Source organism: Rhizobium sp. YJ-22 (assembly GCF_029601685.1).
GTDB lineage: Bacteria > Pseudomonadota > Alphaproteobacteria > Rhizobiales > Rhizobiaceae > Metarhizobium.
The window spans coordinates 87266-104561 of record NZ_JARRIR010000006.1 but is presented as its reverse complement, the minus strand read 5'-3'; the positions used below and the strand labels follow the sequence as shown (position 1 = coordinate 104561).

Here is a 17296-nt window from a genome sequence, read left to right as displayed (position 1 = left end):
GGAGATCAGTTGGCCAGCCATCCCTCGCGCTTCAGGACTTCGCTGACGGCAGCCTGGTCCTTGTCGATGAAGGACTTGAGTTCGTCGCCGCTCATATAGGCCGGGGACTGCGAGGTGTCAGCGAGATACTTCGCCCATTCCGGCGTCTCGGACACCTTCTTCAGCATGTCGGCATAGAAGGCGACGGCATCCGGCTCGACGCCGGCCGGCAGCCACACCGTGCGCGGCATGGAATAGTTGTCGATGGCGATGCCGCTTTCCTTGCAGGTGGGGATATCGCCCCAGCCCTTGTCGCCGGCGACCTTGGCGTCGCTCTTGAGCTTTTCCGACTTGAAGACGCAGAGCGGCTTGACCATGCCGGCCTGCCACTGGCCGAGGTTTTCGCTCGGATTGTTGACGTTGGCGGCAATGTGCTCGCCGGCAAGCTGCACGGCCGCTTCGCCGCCGCTCTTGAAGGGGATGTAGCCGAGATTGGCGCCGGTGGCATTGTTGATCATCGAGGTGAGGATCTGGTCGACGTCCTTGGACTGGCTACCACCCACCTTCATGTTGCCGGCTTCCTTGGCCTTGGCGACGAAATCGGCGGCGGCGTTGAACTCGGACTTGCCGTTGACCCACAGCACGAATTCATCGGCGGCGAGCGATGCGACCGGCACGAGGCCGTCGGCCTTGTAGGGAACCTTGGCGCGGATCGGCAGCAGATAGGCATTATTGGTGCCGAAGGCCAGCTTGTAGGGGTCGCCTTCGTAACCGGCGGCATAGACGAAGCCTTCAGCGCCGCCGGCGCTGCCCTTGTTGGTGACGACGACCGGGGCCTTCATCAGCTCGTATTTGGCGATGATCGCCTGGATGGTGCGGGCGAAGATGTCGGTGCCGCCGCCGGGGCCGGCGGTGACGACGAATTCGACCGGCGGTTCGGCTCGAAGGCATGGGCGGGCGCGGATAGGCCAAGCGCGGCCGCAACGACGCAGGTGAGGGAAAGGGTCTTTTTCATGGATTCTCCTCCGTTGGGTGGTGCCGGCATGGACCTCCTCCATGCCGGAAAATCATGGGAAATGGGCGGTTTCAGGCCGCCGCGGCAGCCGAGCGGGCCGCCATGCGCGCCGCCAGCAGCAGCGCCTCGCGGCTGGCGCCGACATCGGCAATGCCCTTGCCGGCGATGTCGTAGGCCGTGCCATGGGCAGGCGTGCAGAGCGGGAAGGGCAGGCCGCCCATCATGGTCACGCCCTTGTCGAAGCCCATCAGCTTCATCGCGATCTGTCCCTGGTCGTGATACATGGTCAGCACCGCCTGGAAACCATCCTTGATGGCGCGCAGGAAGACGGTGTCGGCCGGGAAGGGGCCTTCGACGTCGTAACCCTTGGCCTTGGCGGCTTCCACGGCCGGTTCGATGATGTCGATTTCTTCCATGCCGAAGCTGCCGCCGTCGCCCGCATGCGGGTTGATGCCGGCGACCGCGATCTTCGGCGCGTCGTAGCCGGCGCTTTTCAGACATTTCTGCGCCAGGTCGAGCTCTTCGAGAATTCCGTCGACGGAAATCGAGGACGCGACGGCCGAAAGCGGGATGTGCGAGGTGACGCGCGCGTTCCAGACCTTTTCCAGCACGTTGAACTCGCGGACTTTGCCCGTAAAGCCGAGCACATCGGCGACGAAACGGATCTCGTCGTCATAGCCCGGATAGGCGAAGCGCATCGCCTTCTTGTTGAAAGGCGTGAAGCAGACGGCGTTTGCGCGGCCCGCACCTGCCAGCAGCAGCGCCTCGCGGAAATTGCGGGTGGCGAATTCGCCGCCGGCCAGCGTCGCTTCGCCGCGCGTAACGTCCGCCGGGTCGAGATGACCGAGATCGACGAAGACATGACGGTCGCGGCCGGCGGATTCGAAATTCTCCAGCGTCGCCGGTGCAAGATCGAGTGACAGGCCTGCCGAGCGTGCGCCCTCGTCGAGGATGCGGCGATCGCCGATTGCGACGATATGGGCGGCGTCGGCGATTTCGGGAAGGGCGAGAAGGCGGGCGGTGAGTTCCGGGCTGATGCCGGCGGGGTCGCCCATGGCGAGCGCGATCGTCGGGCGTGCCTCACGCGATGTCATGCTGATGTCCTCCACATTGGCTTGTGGGGAACCTTTACGTCATTCTGCATTCTGCATCAAGTGTTTTGAATGCTGTATGCAGCATTTTCTATTGACGGCGAACCGGGCCGTTGCCATGTTCGAAGTTACGAACCGGACGACGAATCCGGACCGATCAAGGGATGGCGATTGAATGATGGATGATATCAATATGTTGGATCGCCAGACGGATGCGGGGTCCGGCCCCATTCGCCGCACCGCGCTGCACGACACGCTCGTGAACCGCCTGCGCGACATGATCATCGAGGGCGATCTCGAACCGGGCACGCGCCTGCATGAAGGCCAGCTCGGCGAGCAGCTCGGCGTCTCGCGCACTCCCTTGCGCGAGGCGATCAAATATCTGGCGAGCGAGGGGCTCGTCGAGTTGGTGCCGAGCCGTGGCGCCGTGGTCAAGCGCTTCAGCGGAAGAGACGTGCAGGACATGCTGACCGTCTTGAGGACGCTGGAGGAGCTGGCGGGGCGTCTCGCCTGCGAGCTCGCCAGCGATGCCGAGATCCGCGCCGTGCGCGAGATGCATGACGAGATGGTGGCGCGTTACCGCAGCGGCGATCGTCTCAATTATTACAAGCTCAACCAGGCGATCCACATCGCCATTGTCCGTCTCGCCAAGAATGCGACGTTGTCGGAAGTGCAGCTCATGCTGCAGACGCGCCTGAAGCGCATCCGCTTCATCGGCCATGAAGGCCAGGAGAAGTGGGCGGCGGCTGTGGCCGAGCACGAGGAGATGATTGCGGCGCTTGAGGCGCGTGACGGCGCGAAGCTGTCGGAAGTTCTCGGCCGCCATCTCGCCAAGGCTTGGGAGCGGGTGCGCGACGCCATCTGAGTCGACGATTCGCTTGACGAAAGCCAATTCTCGGACTCGCCTGCACGTGATAATGTGCGGGCTGGCAGAGAACAAAGGGGAACCGTCATGCCACGTCTGTCCAATCTCTATTTCCGGACTGCAATCGTCTTTCTGGTCGTGGGCATCGGGATGGGTCTGAAGATGGCCATCTCGCAAGACCACACTACGATCGGCGCCCATGCGCACGCCAATTTGCTCGGCTGGGTAACCATGGCGCTGTTCGGCACCTATTATGCGCTGAACCCGCGCAAGGCCGAGAAGCGCCTGGCGCTGCTGCAATACGGCGTCTACACGCTCGGCGTCGTGCTGATGGTGCCTTCGCTCTATCTTTTGCTGGAAGGTCATATGGCGATGGAGCCGCTTGTCGGCATCTCCTCGCTGATCACCTTGCTCGGGGTGCTGATGTTCGCAGTGGTGATCTTCTCGCCCGATCCGGCGACGGGCCGCGCACCGATGGCGGCGGCCCGGTAAACAGCGTCAGAGCGCCGGCTGTCTGGTCTTGCGCAGGTAGGGCAGGACGCGCTCGAAGGACCCGAAGCGCTCGTTGGCCTCTTCGTCGGAAACGGCGGCGGTGATGATGACGTCCTCGCCCTGGTTCCAGTTGGCAGGTGTCGCGACCTTGTGGGCGGCGGTGAGCTGCAGCGAATCGATGGCGCGCAGGATTTCCGCGAAATTGCGGCCCGTGGTCATCGGATAGGTGAGGATCAGCTTGATCTTTTTGTCCGGGCCGATGACATAGACCGAGCGCACGGTGGCGTTGTCGGCCGGCGTGCGGCCTTCCGAGGACGAGCCGGAATCGGCCGGCAGCATGTCATAGAGTTTTGCCACCTGGAGATCGCGGTCGCCGATCAGCGGATACTCGACGTCGAAGCCGGTGGCGACCTTGATGTCGTTCTTCCATTTGACATGGCTTTCCACCGGATCGACGGAAATGCCGATCACCTTGACGCCGCGCTGGCGGAATTCACCGTCGAGGCCGGCCATGGCGCCGAGTTCGGTGGTGCATACGGGCGTGAAATTCTTCGGATGCGAGAAGAGGACCGCCCAGCCGTCGCCGATCCAGTCATGGAAGCTCAGCGACCCTTGCGTCGTTTCGGCGGTGAAATCGGGGGCGGTGTCGTTGATACGCAGGCTCATGGGGTGCTTCCTTTTCGCTGAACGCTGGAGATGAGCCAGAATAGGCCGGATCGCAGCGGATTTTGAGGAAAGATCATCCGCAAGACGGCTGGGCCTTGGGAGTTTCCTCGCGATTTCCGTCGCAAAAAAGGAAATGCATTTCAGGCCCTTCGTTTTGCATGGGCAAAGGCGAGCGCTGCCGTGCCGACGACGCCGGAGAGGTCGCCAAGCTCCGCACGGCGGATTGGCATCGTCCGGAACGGCGGCAGGGCGCGCGCCGCGATATAGGCGCGAATGCCGCCTTCCAATTGGTCGAAGGCATTGGCGATGCCGCCGCCTATAACGACCAGATCAGGGCTATAGAGATGCAGCAGGTTGCGCACGCCCTGGCCGAGGATTTCCGCTTCCTCGGCGACGAGATCGCGGGCCAGCGCATCGCCTTCCCGGGCCGCGGCGAAGATATCGCGGGCATGGAGGCTGTCGGCGTATCTGGAAAGGCTGCTGTCACGCCGTCTGGCCGCCGCAACGCGGCCGCGCGCGGTAAAGGCGGTGCCGGAGCCATAGGCCTCGAAACAACCGGCATTGCCGCAGGGGCAGACATTGCCATCGGGACGGATGCTCATATGGCCGATATGCCCGGCCATGCCCATGCGCCCGTAAAGCACGCGCCCGTCTGCGATGACGCCGCCGCCGATGCCGGTGCTGACGGTCATGTAGACGAGATTGTCGACGCCGCGCCCGGCCCCGTAGCGCCATTCGGCGACGGCGGCGGCGATGCCGTCGTTTTCGAGGCTGACGGGATAGGGCAGTTTTGCGCCGAGCACGGCGGCGAGCGGAAAATCGTCGAAGCCGGGCAAGGTGGGGATATGCAGGGCAATGCCGTTGCGGGCGTCGAGCGGGCCGGGAGCGCAGACGCACAGGCCGGCAATCGCATCGGCCGGGATGCCGGCGGAGACGGTTTCGACGAGGCGCAGGATATCGGCGAGGATGCGATCCGGCCCGCCATGGACCTCGGTCGGCATCTCCTTGCTGGCGATAATCTCGCCGCTTTCGGTCATCGTCGCCGCGCGCAGCCGCGTGCCGCCGAGATCGACGCCGAGGGCGAAGCGGGGGGCGGCGCTCACCGCAGGATCTCCAGGAATGAGGCGATGGCTGCGCGCAGGTCGCGCGCATAGGCTGCCTTGTCCACCGCCTTGGGCGTGATCTCGACGAAATCCGCGCCGGGAATGCTGGCGGCGAGCTCTTGCGCGAGAGCGAGGGGATGAACCTTGTCGCGGGCCTGGGCGATGACGCGGCAGGGGACGGTCAGGGCGGCGGCCTGTTCGGCCGATACGCCCGTTCCGTCCACGGAAATCGTCGTCAGCAGCGCGGCGGTGACGACGGTGGGCTGGCGCTCGAAAAAGCCGGTGAGGGAAGCGAGATTATCCGTTGCCACCTCGCGCAGTTGCGCGGCGGTCTCTCCGGCGAGGAACTGTCGCCTTGTCTCTTCGGGAACCTCGCTCTGCAGCGCGCGGCCGACTTCGATATTCGGAATCAGGTTCTCCGGCGCGGCCGCAAAAGCCCAAGCGGGGCGGACGAGAATCAGGCCGCGCACCAGATCGGGGCGCAGGACGACAAGGCGCAGGGAGAGCGCCGCCCCCATGGAAATGCCGCCGATCACCACCGGCGCCTCAAGCCGGGTCTCGATGAAGGCGATGAGATCGTCGGTGAACTGCGCGATGGAAAAGCGGCCGGGATCTCCCGCCTGCGAGCGGCCATGGCCGCGCATCTCGACGGTCACGCGGCGGAAACCCGTCTCGGCGGGAAAGGCCTCGCGGGCCTGCCCGGCATTGCCGCAAAGCCCGTGCTGGAAAAGCATGACCGGCCCGTCGCCGGCATCGGCATCGGCATCGACGGCGAGCGTCACGCCATCGGCGGTTTCGAATGTCGTCATGACGCCCCTCCGGCCAGTTTTTCGCGCAGGAAACGGGCAACAGTGGGCGCTTCGGCGGCGTCGAGGCCATGGGTGACGAGGTTTCCCGCAAAGCCGGCCCGCTTCAGGCAGGCGAGATAATGGTCGTAATCCAGCACGCCCTGACCGGCGGCGACGAAACGGCCGCTCGCATCGCGGTCTTTCGCATGGGCCATGACCAGCCGGTCGGCGAGAAGATCGACGGCCTGCGAGACGCGGTCGCGCTGTTCGGCAAGGCCTGCGGTTTCGAACAGGTTGGCCGGATCGAGGACGATTTTCAGGCGCGGGCTTTGCAGCGCGTCAATCAGCCGCCGCGCCTTGGCGGCGCTGTCGATGACATTGGCGACTTCAGGTTCGATGCCGAGATCGACGTCATGGCGCTCGGCAGTAGCGATGGCGGTTTCCATCGCGCGCAGCAGGTCGCGCCATGCCTCGGGTGTTGCGTTGTCCGGGTGGTGCCGCCACTGGTCGTCCGCGTTGCGCGTGCCGGTGCAGAGCGTCACGAGGCCGGTTCCCATCGTTCGCGCCTGCGCTGCGATCACATCCAGCCGGCGGTGCCCGGCCTCTCGTTTGGCCGGATCGGGATGGATCATGTTGTAGGTGCCGGAGACGGCGACGATCTCGATGCCGCTCTGCCGCGCGGCCGCTGCGACGGCCTGCGCCGCTCCCGGGGCGATGCGCTCCGGCATGGCGTCGAGCCCGGAACAGGCCATGTTGTATTGCGCGGCCGAAAAGCCGGCGGCCTTCACTGCTGCAAGCACCGAGGCCGGATCGCTGCCGGGAAAGGTTTTGGCAAAGATGCCGAGCCGCATCACACGCCCCCGCCGACATCCGCCAGCGCCACCGCGCGCCTGCTTTCGACGGAGCGGGTGATGGCGACCATGGCGCGCACCGAGGCGAGGCCGTCCTGAACGTCCGCGCCTCGCATCGGCGCGCCGTCGAGGATGGTGCGGGCGAAGGCTTCGAGCTGGCGGCGGTAGAAATGGCCGTCGGCGCCGAGCACACGATGCGTCGCGCCATCCGCCTCGCGAAAGATATCGACATCGCTGGATTTGTAATACCAGGGATTGTAGGTCTTGCCGATGACGCTGCCGTTTTGGCCGTAGATCTGGAAACCCTCGTGCCAGTCCATGCGCACGGCGACCGCCAGGTCGAGATGGCCGAGCGCGCCGGAGGCGTATTCGACATCCACGAACCAGCACCATAGTCCCGCCCGCTCAGACAGCCGGGCGCGCACCGACAGAATCTCGCCGGCGAAATAGCGCGCCGTATCGATCAGATGACAGCCATGCGCCAGCATGTAGTAACGGCGCAGATCGGCCTTGGGGTTTTCGGCGGGCTTTTTCGCCCGGGCGCTGGTGACGATCAGCGGCTGCACGGCATCGGTCATCGGGTAGCGATGGGTGCTGTCGCAATACCACGCCTTCAGCGCGACGAGGTCGCCCATTTCGGTATCGATAAAGCTTTTGGCGGCCTGCAATCCGGCGTCGAAACGCTTCATATGGCCGACCTGCAGCACCTTTCCGGATTTCTCCACCACCTGTTGCAGGTCCAGCACCTCCTCGACGGTGACGCCGAGCGGCTTTTCGCAGAGCACATGCTTGCCCGCCTCCAGCGCCCGCTTCGCCGCCGGCACATGGAAGGCATCGGCGGTTGCGATGATGACGGCATCGACATCGGGATCGGCGAGCATGCGGTCGTAATCGGCATAGGTCGTGGTTGCGTCATGCATGATCGCCATGCGTTCGCGCAGGTCGTCGGCAATGTCGCAGATGGCATGGAGATCGGCATTGACCGCCTTAGTACAGCTTTCGAAATGCGCGGCTTGCGCGATCTGGCCGGCGCCGAGAACCCCGATCCGCAGCCGTCTTTCGTCTTTCTTCGGCATGTTTCGTCCCTGTTTCGGCGGGTCGAAGGTTTTCGCCCGTCGATTTCTAATTTGTTTGGTTTGAAAACAAACATGAACTCGTGCATTTGTCAATGCAGGAAGCAAGGGAGACCAGGCCATGTCGATGCCGCGCGCCGTCCGGCACATCAACGAGATCCGCGCGCTGGAAGCCCTGCTGCGTCGGGGCGGGATGAGCCGCGCCGATCTCGCCCGGCAACTCGGCCTGACGCGTTCGACCGCCAGCAGCATCGTCAACACGCTGACGACGGAGGGCCTCGTCATCGAGGACGAGGCGCAGGATGCCCGCGACAACCGTGCCGGAAGGCCCGGCACGCTGGTGCGGCTGCGCGGCGAGCATGGGCTGTTCATCGGCGTCGAGCTTGGCGTCGGGCGCTTGAGCGTCGTGGCGCTGGATTTCGCAGCCTGTGTCGTGGCGGAGCGGCACGAGACCTTTGCGGCGACGGAGACCGCGCCGGAAAGACTGGCCGCGCGCGTCGCGGATCAGGTCGACGGCCTCTGCAAGGCGCTCGGCGGCTACGACCGGCTGCACGGCATCTGCGTCGCTGTCCCCGGCGCCGTCGACCGCGAAGGGCGGGTGATGCGCGCGCCGCTGCTCGGCTGGCGCGACGTTGCCATCCTGCCGATGATCGCCGCACACCTGCCGCAGCCGCCACTGCTGACGGCGGAGAACGATGCCAATGCCTTCGCCATGGCCGAGGTCTATCGCCAGCCGGCCCGGCCCGGCCCGATGGAGCTTTACGTCTTCCTCGATGCCGGCCTCGGCGGCGCGATCCTTGCCGGCGGCGAGACCCTGCGCGGCCATGGCGGTTATGCCGGCGAATTCGGCCATATCCTCGTCGGGCAGGAGGGTTTTGTCGATATGGCGACCTTGCCCGGTTCGCTCGAAACCTTTGTCGGCCGGGAGGCGGTGCTGGCACGGCATCGTTTTCACGGTGGCGGTGCCGGCGATATTGCTGGATTTCTTGGATTATTGGAAACGGGGGAAGGGGCGGCGCAGGTGACGCTTGCGGATTGGGCACATTATCTCGGCCTTGGGCTGGCGGCGCTCGCCAATATCCTCGATCCCGGCCGGATCGTGCTCGGGGGGCCGGTCGCGGCGCTCTATGGCCATTGTCGCGAGGCGGTGGCGGCGGCCATGGCGCGGCATGTGCTGAACGGCCAACCGCTGCCGGAGATCGTGCTTTCGGAGCTGGGACATGGCGGCCCGGCCATCGGGGCCGCCTGCCTGTTGCACAAGCGCCTGCTCAGCGTCGATCAGGAGATCGTCTTCGGCGCCGAAAACCTCACCAGCAGGTGAAGCCGCCATCGACCAGCACGGTTTCGCCTGTCATCAGGCTCGACGCATCGCTGGCGAGGAAATGCACCACGGAGGCGATCTCGTCCGGCTTGCCCATGCGATGCATCGGCGTGTCGCGCAGCCAGACCTCGATCATGCCGTCATTGTCATGGCGGTAACTGGTCATTTCCGTTTCGATATAGGTCGGCGCGACGGCATTGATGCGCACGCCGCGATCGGCCCATTCGGCGGCCAGCGACGAGGTCATCTGATGCACGGCGGCCTTGGAGGCGTTGTAATAGGTCTGCTTCTGCGGCCGGTTGGAGATATAGCCGGACATCGAGCCGATATTGACAATGGCGCCGCGCCCGGCCTTCAGCATGTGGCGGCCGAAGGCGCGGTTACACCAGAAGACGCCGTTGTAATTGACGTCGTTGACATGCAGCCAGTGCTCGTCCGTGACATCCTCCGCCGCTGTCCCTGAGCGGGCGATGCCGGCATTGGCGACGAGGATATCGACCTTGCCGTATTCAGCGACGAGGGCGGCGGCCAGTTCCTCGACCTCCTGCGGCTTGGTGACGTCGACCGCACGGATATCGGCCTCATGGCCGAGATTGGCGAGCCGCTGCTGGCCGGCGCGGGCAATGTCGAGATCGATATCGGCGATGATGACGCGCGCGCCGAATTCGGCCAGCGCTTCTGAGATCGCCAGCCCGATGCCGCGCCCGCCGCCGGTGACGACCGCCACGCGCCCGTCGAGGCGCAGTTTTTGCGTATACATGGTTTTCCTCCCGGGAATGCTTAGGGGATAAAGGGGTGCCGGCCGGGCGAGGGGAAGCGGGTGCGCTTCAGCTCGACCAGACGCTCCACCTCGCTCTGGTCGAATTCATGGGCGCCGCCATAGCCGGCGGCGAGATAGACGACCTTGGCGTAATAATCGAGCGCCTCCATCTTGAACCAGGCCGATTGCAGGTCGTGGCCACAGGTCAGCGCCCCGTGGTTTTCGAGCAGGATGGCGTCGTGTCTTTCGAGATAGGGCGCAATCGCCTTCGACAGATCCTCCGACGACGGTAGCGCATAGGGCGAAAGCGGCACCTCGCCGAGGAACATGGTCGATTCCGGCATGATCTGCTGGGTGATTGGCTTGCCGCAGATGGCATGCACCGTCGCATAAAGCGGGTGCGCATGGACGACGGCGCGGGCATCCGGCCGGTTGTCATAGACGCAGAGATGCATCTTGGTTTCGGTGGAGGGTTTCCACGCGCCGCCATCGACGGAATGGCCGGCGCGGTCGATGCGGCAGATCATGTCGGGGGTCATGAAACCCTTGGAGACGCCGGTCGGGGTGCAGAGCACTGTGTCGTCGTCGAGCAGGATGGAGATGTTGCCGTCATTGGCAGCCCCCATGCCCTTCTGCCAGGCGCGGCGGCCGATATCGCAGATGAATTCGCGCAGGTCTTTCGTGTCTTGCATGCGTGCCTCCTCGTTGAAGGCACGATCTCACAGACGGATTCTCAAATCAACAGAAATCAACACAAAACAACATATATAGTCATGAGGCGATTTCCAGCGCCACGCCGGCCTTTTCGATCAGCGTTCGCCATTCGCCTGAGGGCTCGCGGTCGGTGATCAGGGCGGAGACGGCCTCCAGCGGGGCGACGGAGACGAGGCCGGAGCCGTCGAACTTGTCGCCATCGACCAGCAGCAGGCTGCGCTCGGCATTTTCGAGGAAGATGCGCTTGAGTTCGGCCTCCTCGGCATTGGCGACCATCAGGCCGGAGCGTTTCGACAGCGCCTTGACGGAAATGATGGCGAGATCGGCGTGGAAACGCCGCGCGGCCTCCACCGCCAGCGGCCCGTGAAAGGTCATGACCTCGGGATGGCGCTCGCCGCCGACCGAGATCAGCCGGTGCGGCAGCGAGGCGGGATCGGTGAGCAGCGCCACCGAATTGGTGACGATGGTCAGGCCCTTGCGGCCCTTCAGCGCCCGCACCACTTCCAGCGCGGTGGAGGAACTGTCGACCATCAGCGCCTGATTGTCGGCGATGTGGCGCGCGGCGGCGCTGGCGATGCGGCGCTTGGCGCTGATGTTCAGCACCGAGCGGGCCGGATAGGACAAATCCTCGGCCTGGCGCGGCGGCACCGGCACGGCGCCGCCGTGGCTGCGTTTCAGCAAGCCTGCGGTTTCCAGCCGCTTGAGATCGCGGCGGATGGTTTCGCCTGACACGTTGAGTTCGCGGGAGGCGGCTTCCACCAGCAACCGGCCGTCACGGGAGAGCACCCGCAGGATGGCTTCGGCGCGTTCTTCCGGAAGCAGGCTCATGCGCGCCAGGCTCCGCTATCGGTGGCGCGGCGGGCGAGCGCCTGCGCCGCCTCGAAGGAGGGCAGCGCCTTGAGGCCGACGAGCTGGATCAGCGCATTGCCGACGACGCTCGCCTCCACCAGCCCGGCCTGCACATGGCAGCCGCTCGCGGCTTCCAGGAAATGCCGCCAAGCCGCGTCCTGCCCGCCACCGCCCCCGACCCGGATGGCCTCGATGGGTTTTTCGGAAAATTGCGAGAGTTCGGCGATGCTATTTGTGACGGCCCGAGCCAGCCCGAGATAGAGCGCGCGGGCGAGATCGCCGATGGGGCGGCCCTTCAGCATGGGATTAAAATCCTGCATCGCGCCGACCATGTCCTGCGGATCGAAGAACAGGCCGTGGGTGACGTCGATGGCCGGCGTTGCCGGATCGGCCTCGCGGGCCTGCCGCCCGAGCGTGGCGAAATCCACATCCTCGCCGCTGCGTGCCTTCCAGCTATCGCGCAGGCGGCGCATCAGGAACAGGCCGGGCAGGCTGCGGGTGAGGATGGCCCGCCCGCCGATGCCGCCTTCCAGTCCAAGGCCGAGCCCGATGGCGGCTTCGGGCAGATGTCCTTCCGGCACCTCGACGCCGACGAGGATCCAAGAGCCGCAGACGGCAAAAGCCTCGCCCGCTCGCGGGGCCAGTGCAAAGGCGGCGCAGGCGGTGTCATGGCCGGCGGCAGCGATCACCTCAGTGTTTTCCAGCGCCGGTCCGGTCGCCAACTCCGGCTTCAAGCGGCCGAGTGGCGTCCCTGAGGGCACGATGTGCGGAAACATCCGGCCCGGCAGGCCGGCAAGATGCAGCACCTCCGCATCCCAATCGCCCGAATGGACGTTCACCAGCCCGGAGGTGCGCGCCAGCGTGTTCTCGCAGGCAGCGATCCCGGAAAGGTCGAAAGCATAGAAGTCCGAGGTCATCAGGAAACGCTCGGTTGCGTCGAGCAGGGTCGGATGATGTTTCGCCCAGTCCTGAAGATGAAAAGGCGTGATGATTGGCAGGATTTGCACACCGGTACGGGTGGCGATGCGGGCGTGATGTGCCTCGAGCGCGTTCATGCCGCGCTGCCCGCGCGGGTGACGATAGGTGCGCGGCTGGTCGACCAACCGGCCGCTTTGGTCGACAAGCGCGAAATCCACGCCCCAGCTATCGACGGCGAGCGAGCGGATGGCAGGGCCGTCCGCCGCCCGGCGCAGGCCTTCGCGCAAACCGGCTCGGATTGCCTCGACATCCCATGCCGGGCCGTCGTCCAGCCGCACCTCGTAACCGGAGAAACGGTGCAATTCACGGACGGCGAGGGAATCGCCGGTAAACTCGACCAGCATGGCGCGGCCGGAACCGGCGCCGAGATCGAAAACCAGGCAGCGTGTGGCGTCTGTGTTCATTGTCCGCTTTTCCCACGGATCGCGCGTGGTTGGCAACATGGGGAGCGATTCCGGGAAGGGGGAATTGCATCACGATGGAAACATAAGAATGCGAGGACAGCACCTCGCATTCTCAGGATAATGATAAACCTCACATAAGCCTCCGCGTCATGCGCGGTCAGGCTTTTTTGATGGTCTGAAGGATGCGGGGTGTGGCCCGCAACCTCTTTCGAAGAGGCTTCGCCTCAGCTCAGGCGCTTCGTCGTCTGCTGGTCGAAGACATGCGCCTTTTGCGGATCGATAACGAAGTTGACCGCCTCACCGGCGCGCACGCCGACGCGGTCGCGCAGCAGGGCGTCGATGGTGTCCTCGCCGGCCCGGGCGAAGAGCTGGGTTTCCGCGCCCGTCGGCTCGACCACCGCAACCTTGACGGCGAGGCCTTCGGCGCCTAGGCCGATATGCTCCGGGCGCACGCCGTAGATCACCGGGCGCCCGTCCTCGACCTCGATAGGCTTGACCGGCAGCACCGAGCCGTGATCGGAGACGAAGCGCTGCACGCCTCCCTCGGAACGGATGCGCCCGCGCAAGAAATTCATCGAGGGCGAGCCGATGAAGCCGGCGACGAAGACGTTGGCGGGGTTGTCATAGAGATCCAGCGGCGCGCCGATCTGTTCGACATAGCCGTCCTTCATGACGACGATCTTGTCTGCCATGGTCATGGCCTCGATCTGGTCATGAGTGACATAGATGGTGGTGGTCTTCAGGCGCTGATGCAGCTCCTTGATCTCGACGCGCATGGCGACGCGCAGCTTGGCGTCGAGGTTGGACAGCGGCTCGTCGAACAGGAAGACCTGCGGATTGCGCACGATGGCGCGGCCCATGGCCACACGCTGGCGCTGGCCGCCCGACAATTGCCGCGGATAACGGTCGAGCAGTTTCGTCAGGTCGAGAACGCCGGCCGCCTGGCGCACTTTCGCGTCGATCTCGGCTTTCGGCGCGCCTTTGATCTTTAGCGAAAAGCCCATGTTTTCCGCCACCGTCTTGTGCGGATAAAGCGCGTAGGACTGGAACACCATGGCGATGTCGCGATCCTTGGGCGGCATGGTGTTGACGATGCGTTTGCCGATGCTGAGATCGCCGCCGGAAATCGGCTCCAGACCGGCGATCATGCGCAGCAGCGTCGATTTTCCGCAGCCCGACGGGCCGACGAGGACGACGAATTCGCCATCCGCGATATCGACGTTGACGCCATGGATGACTTCAAGCTCGCCGTAACGCTTGACGATGTTCTTGATGGTGACTTCTGCCATGGTCGTTCCCCTTACTGCGGCAGCGCGATCTGCATCTTCACTTCGCCCTTGGGCGCGGATGCGGCGATTTCGAAGGCCTCGACGCTGTCGTCGAAACCGAAGGTGCGGGTGATCAACGGTTTGACGTCGATCGCGCCGGAGGCGAGCATGGCCACGCAACGCGGAAAGACATGGGCATAGCGGAACACATGCTCCACCCGCGCCTCGCGCACCATCGCCTTGCCGACATTGTAAGCGATGTCGTGGATCTGCGAGCCGATGAACACCACCCGGCCGGCCGGGCAGAGCGGATCGAACACGCCCTCCGCCGCCTTGGGACTGCCGGAGCATTCGAAGACGATTTCCACGCCCCAGCCATCCGTCGCCTTGCGGATCTCCTGCGTCAGGTCGCTGCGCGCGACGTTGATCGGCGTGATCGGCCCGAGGCGGGCGGCGATCTCCAGCTTGCTGTCGTCGACATCGCTGACGAAGACGCGGGCGCAGCCGGCCGCCAGCGCCGACAGCGCCGTGACCAGGCCGATGGGACCGGCGCCGATCACCAGCGCGATATCGCCCGGCCGCACCTGCGCCTTGGTTGCCGCATGCACGCCGACCGCCAGCGGCTCGACCATCGCGGCTTCCGCGAAGGAGACGGTATCCGGCAGTTTGAAGGTGAAGGCTTCCGGGTGAACGACGGTGGGGCGCAGCACGCCATGCACCGGCGGCGTCGCCCAGAAGCGGACGGCGGGATCGACATTGTAGAGGCCGAGGCGGGTCGCCCGGCTCATAGGGTCGGGAATGCCGGGCTCCATGCAGACGCGGTCGCCGACCTTCAGCGTCGTCACTTTGGCTCCGGTTTCGATCACGGTGCCGGAGGCTTCGTGGCCGAGGATCATCGGCGCCTTCACCTGAAAGATGCCGGCGCCGCCATGCGTGTAATAATGCACGTCCGAGCCGCAGATACCGACGGTGTGCAGCTTGATGCGCACATCATGCTGCCCCATGACGTCTTCCTGTTCGATGGGGAAGTCGCGCAATGAAAGCTTCAGTTTTTCTTCGAGGACGAGAGCCTTCATCCGAGTCACCCTTTCCAGACGATCAGCGCGCCGAGCGCGATCGCCAGCACATGGCAGACGGTGAGCGGAATGGATTGCTCCAGGAAGCGCATCCACAGAAGCTCCAGCGCCACGAACAGGTAGATGCCGATGAACAGCCGGTCGAACCAGTTGGTGACGATAGGCAGGAAGCCATGCTTGGGGCCACGCGGTGCCGGGGTTTCTTCTTCGATATTGTGCTCCATGAGACTACTCCTTCACCGCGCCGAAGGTCAGGCCGGCGATGATGTGCCGCTGCACGACCGTGAAGACGATGAGCGCCGGGATGAGGGTGATGATGGCGATGGATGCCATCGTGCCCCATTCGGTGCCGGTGGTGGTCACGTATTCGGAAAGGCCGGTGGTGATCGTGCGGGCGTTGAAGCTCGTCAGCGTCGCCGCCAGCAGGAATTCGTTCCAGGCGAAGACCCAGGTGAGGATCAGCGTGACCGCCAGGCCCGGACGCGCCAGCGGAAACACCACTTCGCGAATGACCTGCCAGGTGGAGGCGCCGTCGACCGTCGCCGCCTCGTCCAATTCGCGCGGGATGCCGTCGATGGTCGGCCTGAGCGTCCAGATGGCGAAAGGCAGGTTGAACGTGCAATAGAGCAGGATCATGCCGATGCGCGTATCGTAGAGCTTGTAGTCGCCGATGGCGAAGACCTGGGTGAACAGCAGGAAGAAGGGCAGCAAAAAGACGGCCGCCGGCGCCATGCGGTTGGTGATCGTCCAGAAGAAGATGTTCTCCTTGCCTGCGAGATTGTAACGCGACAGCGCGTAGCAGGCCATGAAGGCCAGTGTCGTGACGAGCAGCGCGTTGCCGCTGGAAATGATCAGCGAATTGATCATGTAGCGCCGCAGCGTCGTGTCAGTCAGCACCTTGGCATAATTGGCCCAATAGGCTTTCTCGAGAATGATGCTCGGCGTCGTGAACAGGTCGACGGCCGGTTTGACCGAGATGACGAACAGCCAGTAGATCGGGAACAGCGTCGCAAGGCTCAGGAGAATCCAAAGCAGCGTCATCAGGGCGGGATTGTTCTTCTGCATCACGTGCTCCTCTTCACGCGCGGGGCGACGAGGCCGACATAGAGCAGCCAGCACATCACCAGCGTCAGATACAGGACGATGACCGAGATCGCCGAACCGTAGCCGTAATCGGTTTTCGGGAAGACGATCTTCCAGATATGCAGGCCGACGTAACGGGTGGCCGCACCCGGTCCGCCGCCGGTCAGCATCCAGATTTCGTCGACGGTGCGCAATGCGTCCATCAGGCGGATAAAGACGGTGGCGAGGATGGCCGGGCGGATCATCGGCAGCGTAATGTGCCAGAAGATCTGCCAGCGGTTGGCGCCGTCGATCTGCGCCTGCTCGAAGGGGTCCTTGGGAAGACCGACGATGGCCGCGAGCAGCGTCAGCGTCACCAGCGGCGTCCAGTGCCAGATGTCCATGACGACAGTGGTGACGAAGGCTGCGGTGGCGCTGGAGCCGATGTTCATCTGATAACCGAACCAGTGGTTCAGATAATAGGGAATGATGCCGATGCTCGGCGTGGTCATCAGCCGCCAGACCGAGCCGACTACGATCGGCGCGACGATCAGCGGCAGGGTATGAATGGTGCGGAAGATGGATTTTCCCGGAAAGTCCCGCATCAGCAACTGCGCCAGAAGATAGCCGATGACGATCTCGCTGACGACGGCGAAAAAGCCGAACTGCATCGTGAACCAGACCGATTGCAGGAATTCGGTGTCGAAGACCAGTCTCCGGAAGTTATCCGCGCCGTTGTAGATCATCGCCGGATTGGCGCCGAACGGGTTCCATTGATGGAAGGAGACCCAGAGAACGTAGATGAAGGGCACGATACCGAAACCGCCGAGAATGATCAGCGTCGGGGCCAGCAGGAGCCAGCCTGTTCTGTTCGATCCCATGATGAAGCCTCCCCCGACGGCCCGAAGCGTCATCGCCGACGCAAACGATACCGTATCTAT

General features: G+C 64.4%; 18 protein-coding genes and 1 pseudogene. 3 read left to right on the top strand and 16 right to left on the bottom strand.

All coding sequences use genetic code 11. The features are described from left to right. Positions 1-5: 5 nt before the first annotated feature. Positions 6-994, bottom strand: a pseudogene (locus P7F60_RS15460) (tripartite tricarboxylate transporter substrate binding protein). Positions 995-1065: 71 nt separating this feature from the next. Beyond that, complete coding sequence (locus P7F60_RS15455) at positions 1066-2088, bottom strand: 4-hydroxythreonine-4-phosphate dehydrogenase PdxA (protein ID WP_277918632.1); 1023 nt, start codon at positions 2086-2088, stop codon at positions 1066-1068. Positions 2089-2263: 175 nt separating this feature from the next. Between P7F60_RS15455 and P7F60_RS15450 the strand changes: the two genes are divergently transcribed. Continuing rightward, positions 2264-2950, top strand: a complete 687-nt coding sequence (locus tag P7F60_RS15450; RefSeq protein ID WP_277918854.1) for a GntR family transcriptional regulator — start codon at positions 2264-2266, stop codon at positions 2948-2950. 87 nt (positions 2951-3037) lie between these two features. Continuing rightward, positions 3038-3442 carry a hypothetical protein gene (locus tag P7F60_RS15445; protein WP_277918631.1) on the top strand — a complete coding sequence of 135 codons (405 nt, stop codon included), beginning with the start codon at positions 3038-3040 and terminating at the stop codon, positions 3440-3442. Positions 3443-3448: 6 nt separating this feature from the next. Here the strand turns inward: P7F60_RS15445 and P7F60_RS15440 are convergent, their stop codons facing one another. From P7F60_RS15440 to P7F60_RS15420, 5 genes are all read right to left on the bottom strand, one after another. After that, positions 3449-4108, bottom strand: a complete 660-nt coding sequence (locus P7F60_RS15440; protein ID WP_277918630.1) for a peroxiredoxin — start codon at positions 4106-4108, stop codon at positions 3449-3451. 140 nt (positions 4109-4248) lie between these two features. Continuing rightward, on the bottom strand, positions 4249-5211 hold the full coding sequence (locus tag P7F60_RS15435; RefSeq protein WP_277918629.1) for an ROK family protein: 963 nt from the start codon (positions 5209-5211) through the stop codon (positions 4249-4251). Next, positions 5208-6020: an alpha/beta hydrolase gene (locus P7F60_RS15430; protein WP_277918628.1), complete on the bottom strand. Its 813-nt coding sequence runs from the start codon at positions 6018-6020 to the stop codon at positions 5208-5210. The genes P7F60_RS15435 and P7F60_RS15430 overlap by 4 nt, the downstream gene beginning before the upstream one ends. Next, a complete protein-coding gene (locus P7F60_RS15425; protein ID WP_277918626.1) occupies positions 6017-6850 on the bottom strand; it encodes a sugar phosphate isomerase/epimerase in 834 nt (277 codons plus the stop codon). The genes P7F60_RS15430 and P7F60_RS15425 overlap by 4 nt, the downstream gene beginning before the upstream one ends. Then, the gene (locus P7F60_RS15420) at positions 6850-7926 is read right to left on the bottom strand and encodes a Gfo/Idh/MocA family oxidoreductase (protein WP_277918625.1); all 1077 of its coding nucleotides are present in this window, start codon (positions 7924-7926) and stop codon (positions 6850-6852) included. The genes P7F60_RS15425 and P7F60_RS15420 overlap by 1 nt, the downstream gene beginning before the upstream one ends. A 118-nt stretch (positions 7927-8044) precedes the next feature. On the opposite strand from P7F60_RS15420, the gene P7F60_RS15415 reads away from it, so the two are divergent. Then, positions 8045-9244, top strand: a complete 1200-nt coding sequence (locus P7F60_RS15415) for an ROK family transcriptional regulator (RefSeq protein WP_277918624.1) — start codon at positions 8045-8047, stop codon at positions 9242-9244. On the opposite strand, the gene P7F60_RS15410 is transcribed toward P7F60_RS15415, so the two are convergent. The 9 genes from P7F60_RS15410 to P7F60_RS15370 all read right to left on the bottom strand — a co-directional run bounded on the left by P7F60_RS15410 (position 9231) and on the right by P7F60_RS15370 (position 17236). Then, positions 9231-10004, bottom strand: a complete 774-nt coding sequence (locus P7F60_RS15410; protein ID WP_277918623.1) for a glucose 1-dehydrogenase — start codon at positions 10002-10004, stop codon at positions 9231-9233. The genes P7F60_RS15415 and P7F60_RS15410 overlap by 14 nt on opposite strands. 20 nt (positions 10005-10024) lie before the next feature. After that, positions 10025-10696, bottom strand: coding sequence for a class II aldolase/adducin family protein (locus tag P7F60_RS15405; protein WP_277918622.1), 672 nt, complete (start codon positions 10694-10696; stop codon positions 10025-10027). 79 nt (positions 10697-10775) lie between these two features. After that, positions 10776-11546, bottom strand: a complete 771-nt coding sequence (locus tag P7F60_RS15400; RefSeq protein ID WP_277918621.1) for a DeoR/GlpR family DNA-binding transcription regulator — start codon at positions 11544-11546, stop codon at positions 10776-10778. Then, entirely contained in the window at positions 11543-12949 is a 1407-nt protein-coding gene (locus tag P7F60_RS15395; RefSeq protein WP_277918620.1) for an FGGY family carbohydrate kinase, read from the bottom strand. Before P7F60_RS15395 ends, P7F60_RS15400 begins: the two co-directional genes overlap by 4 nt. A gap of 224 nt (positions 12950-13173) precedes the next feature. Beyond that, complete coding sequence (gene ugpC, locus P7F60_RS15390; RefSeq protein WP_277918619.1) at positions 13174-14238, bottom strand: sn-glycerol-3-phosphate ABC transporter ATP-binding protein UgpC; 1065 nt, start codon at positions 14236-14238, stop codon at positions 13174-13176. An 11-nt stretch (positions 14239-14249) separates the two neighbouring features. Further along, entirely contained in the window at positions 14250-15293 is a 1044-nt protein-coding gene (locus P7F60_RS15385) for an NAD(P)-dependent alcohol dehydrogenase (RefSeq protein WP_277918618.1), read from the bottom strand. A gap of 5 nt (positions 15294-15298) precedes the next feature. Beyond that, positions 15299-15517 carry a DUF2160 family membrane protein gene (locus P7F60_RS15380; protein ID WP_277918617.1) on the bottom strand — a complete coding sequence of 73 codons (219 nt, stop codon included), beginning with the start codon at positions 15515-15517 and terminating at the stop codon, positions 15299-15301. Between the two features lie 4 nt (positions 15518-15521). Then, positions 15522-16358 (bottom strand): carbohydrate ABC transporter permease, encoded by an 837-nt coding sequence (locus P7F60_RS15375; RefSeq protein ID WP_277918616.1) that lies wholly within the window; start codon positions 16356-16358, stop codon positions 15522-15524. Continuing rightward, complete coding sequence (locus P7F60_RS15370; protein ID WP_277918615.1) at positions 16358-17236, bottom strand: sugar ABC transporter permease; 879 nt, start codon at positions 17234-17236, stop codon at positions 16358-16360. The genes P7F60_RS15375 and P7F60_RS15370 overlap by 1 nt, the downstream gene beginning before the upstream one ends. Between the last annotated feature and the right edge of the window lie 60 nt (positions 17237-17296).

Excerpts from the sequence above, each read along its gene's own strand:
- P7F60_RS15450 (WP_277918854.1), top strand. The coding sequence starts at position 2,264 with ATGGATGATATCAATATGTTGGATCGCCAGACGGATGCGGGGTCCGGC.
- P7F60_RS15425 (WP_277918626.1), bottom strand. The coding sequence starts at position 6,850 with ATGCGGCTCGGCATCTTTGCCAAAACCTTTCCCGGCAGCGATCCGGCC.
- P7F60_RS15445 (WP_277918631.1), top strand. The coding sequence starts at position 3,038 with ATGCCACGTCTGTCCAATCTCTATTTCCGGACTGCAATCGTCTTTCTG.
- P7F60_RS15380 (WP_277918617.1), bottom strand. The coding sequence starts at position 15,517 with ATGGAGCACAATATCGAAGAAGAAACCCCGGCACCGCGTGGCCCCAAG.
- P7F60_RS15400 (WP_277918621.1), bottom strand. The coding sequence starts at position 11,546 with ATGAGCCTGCTTCCGGAAGAACGCGCCGAAGCCATCCTGCGGGTGCTC.
- P7F60_RS15430 (WP_277918628.1), bottom strand. The coding sequence starts at position 6,020 with ATGACGACATTCGAAACCGCCGATGGCGTGACGCTCGCCGTCGATGCC.
- P7F60_RS15370 (WP_277918615.1), bottom strand. The coding sequence starts at position 17,236 with ATGGGATCGAACAGAACAGGCTGGCTCCTGCTGGCCCCGACGCTGATC.
- P7F60_RS15410 (WP_277918623.1), bottom strand. The coding sequence starts at position 10,004 with ATGTATACGCAAAAACTGCGCCTCGACGGGCGCGTGGCGGTCGTCACC.
- P7F60_RS15385 (WP_277918618.1), bottom strand. The coding sequence starts at position 15,293 with ATGAAGGCTCTCGTCCTCGAAGAAAAACTGAAGCTTTCATTGCGCGAC.
- P7F60_RS15420 (WP_277918625.1), bottom strand. The coding sequence starts at position 7,926 with ATGCCGAAGAAAGACGAAAGACGGCTGCGGATCGGGGTTCTCGGCGCC.
- P7F60_RS15455 (WP_277918632.1), bottom strand. The coding sequence starts at position 2,088 with ATGACATCGCGTGAGGCACGCCCGACGATCGCGCTCGCCATGGGCGAC.
- ugpC (WP_277918619.1), bottom strand. The coding sequence starts at position 14,238 with ATGGCAGAAGTCACCATCAAGAACATCGTCAAGCGTTACGGCGAGCTT.
- P7F60_RS15415 (WP_277918624.1), top strand. The coding sequence starts at position 8,045 with ATGTCGATGCCGCGCGCCGTCCGGCACATCAACGAGATCCGCGCGCTG.
- P7F60_RS15440 (WP_277918630.1), bottom strand. The coding sequence starts at position 4,108 with ATGAGCCTGCGTATCAACGACACCGCCCCCGATTTCACCGCCGAAACG.
- P7F60_RS15395 (WP_277918620.1), bottom strand. The coding sequence starts at position 12,949 with ATGAACACAGACGCCACACGCTGCCTGGTTTTCGATCTCGGCGCCGGT.
- P7F60_RS15375 (WP_277918616.1), bottom strand. The coding sequence starts at position 16,358 with ATGCAGAAGAACAATCCCGCCCTGATGACGCTGCTTTGGATTCTCCTG.
- P7F60_RS15405 (WP_277918622.1), bottom strand. The coding sequence starts at position 10,696 with ATGCAAGACACGAAAGACCTGCGCGAATTCATCTGCGATATCGGCCGC.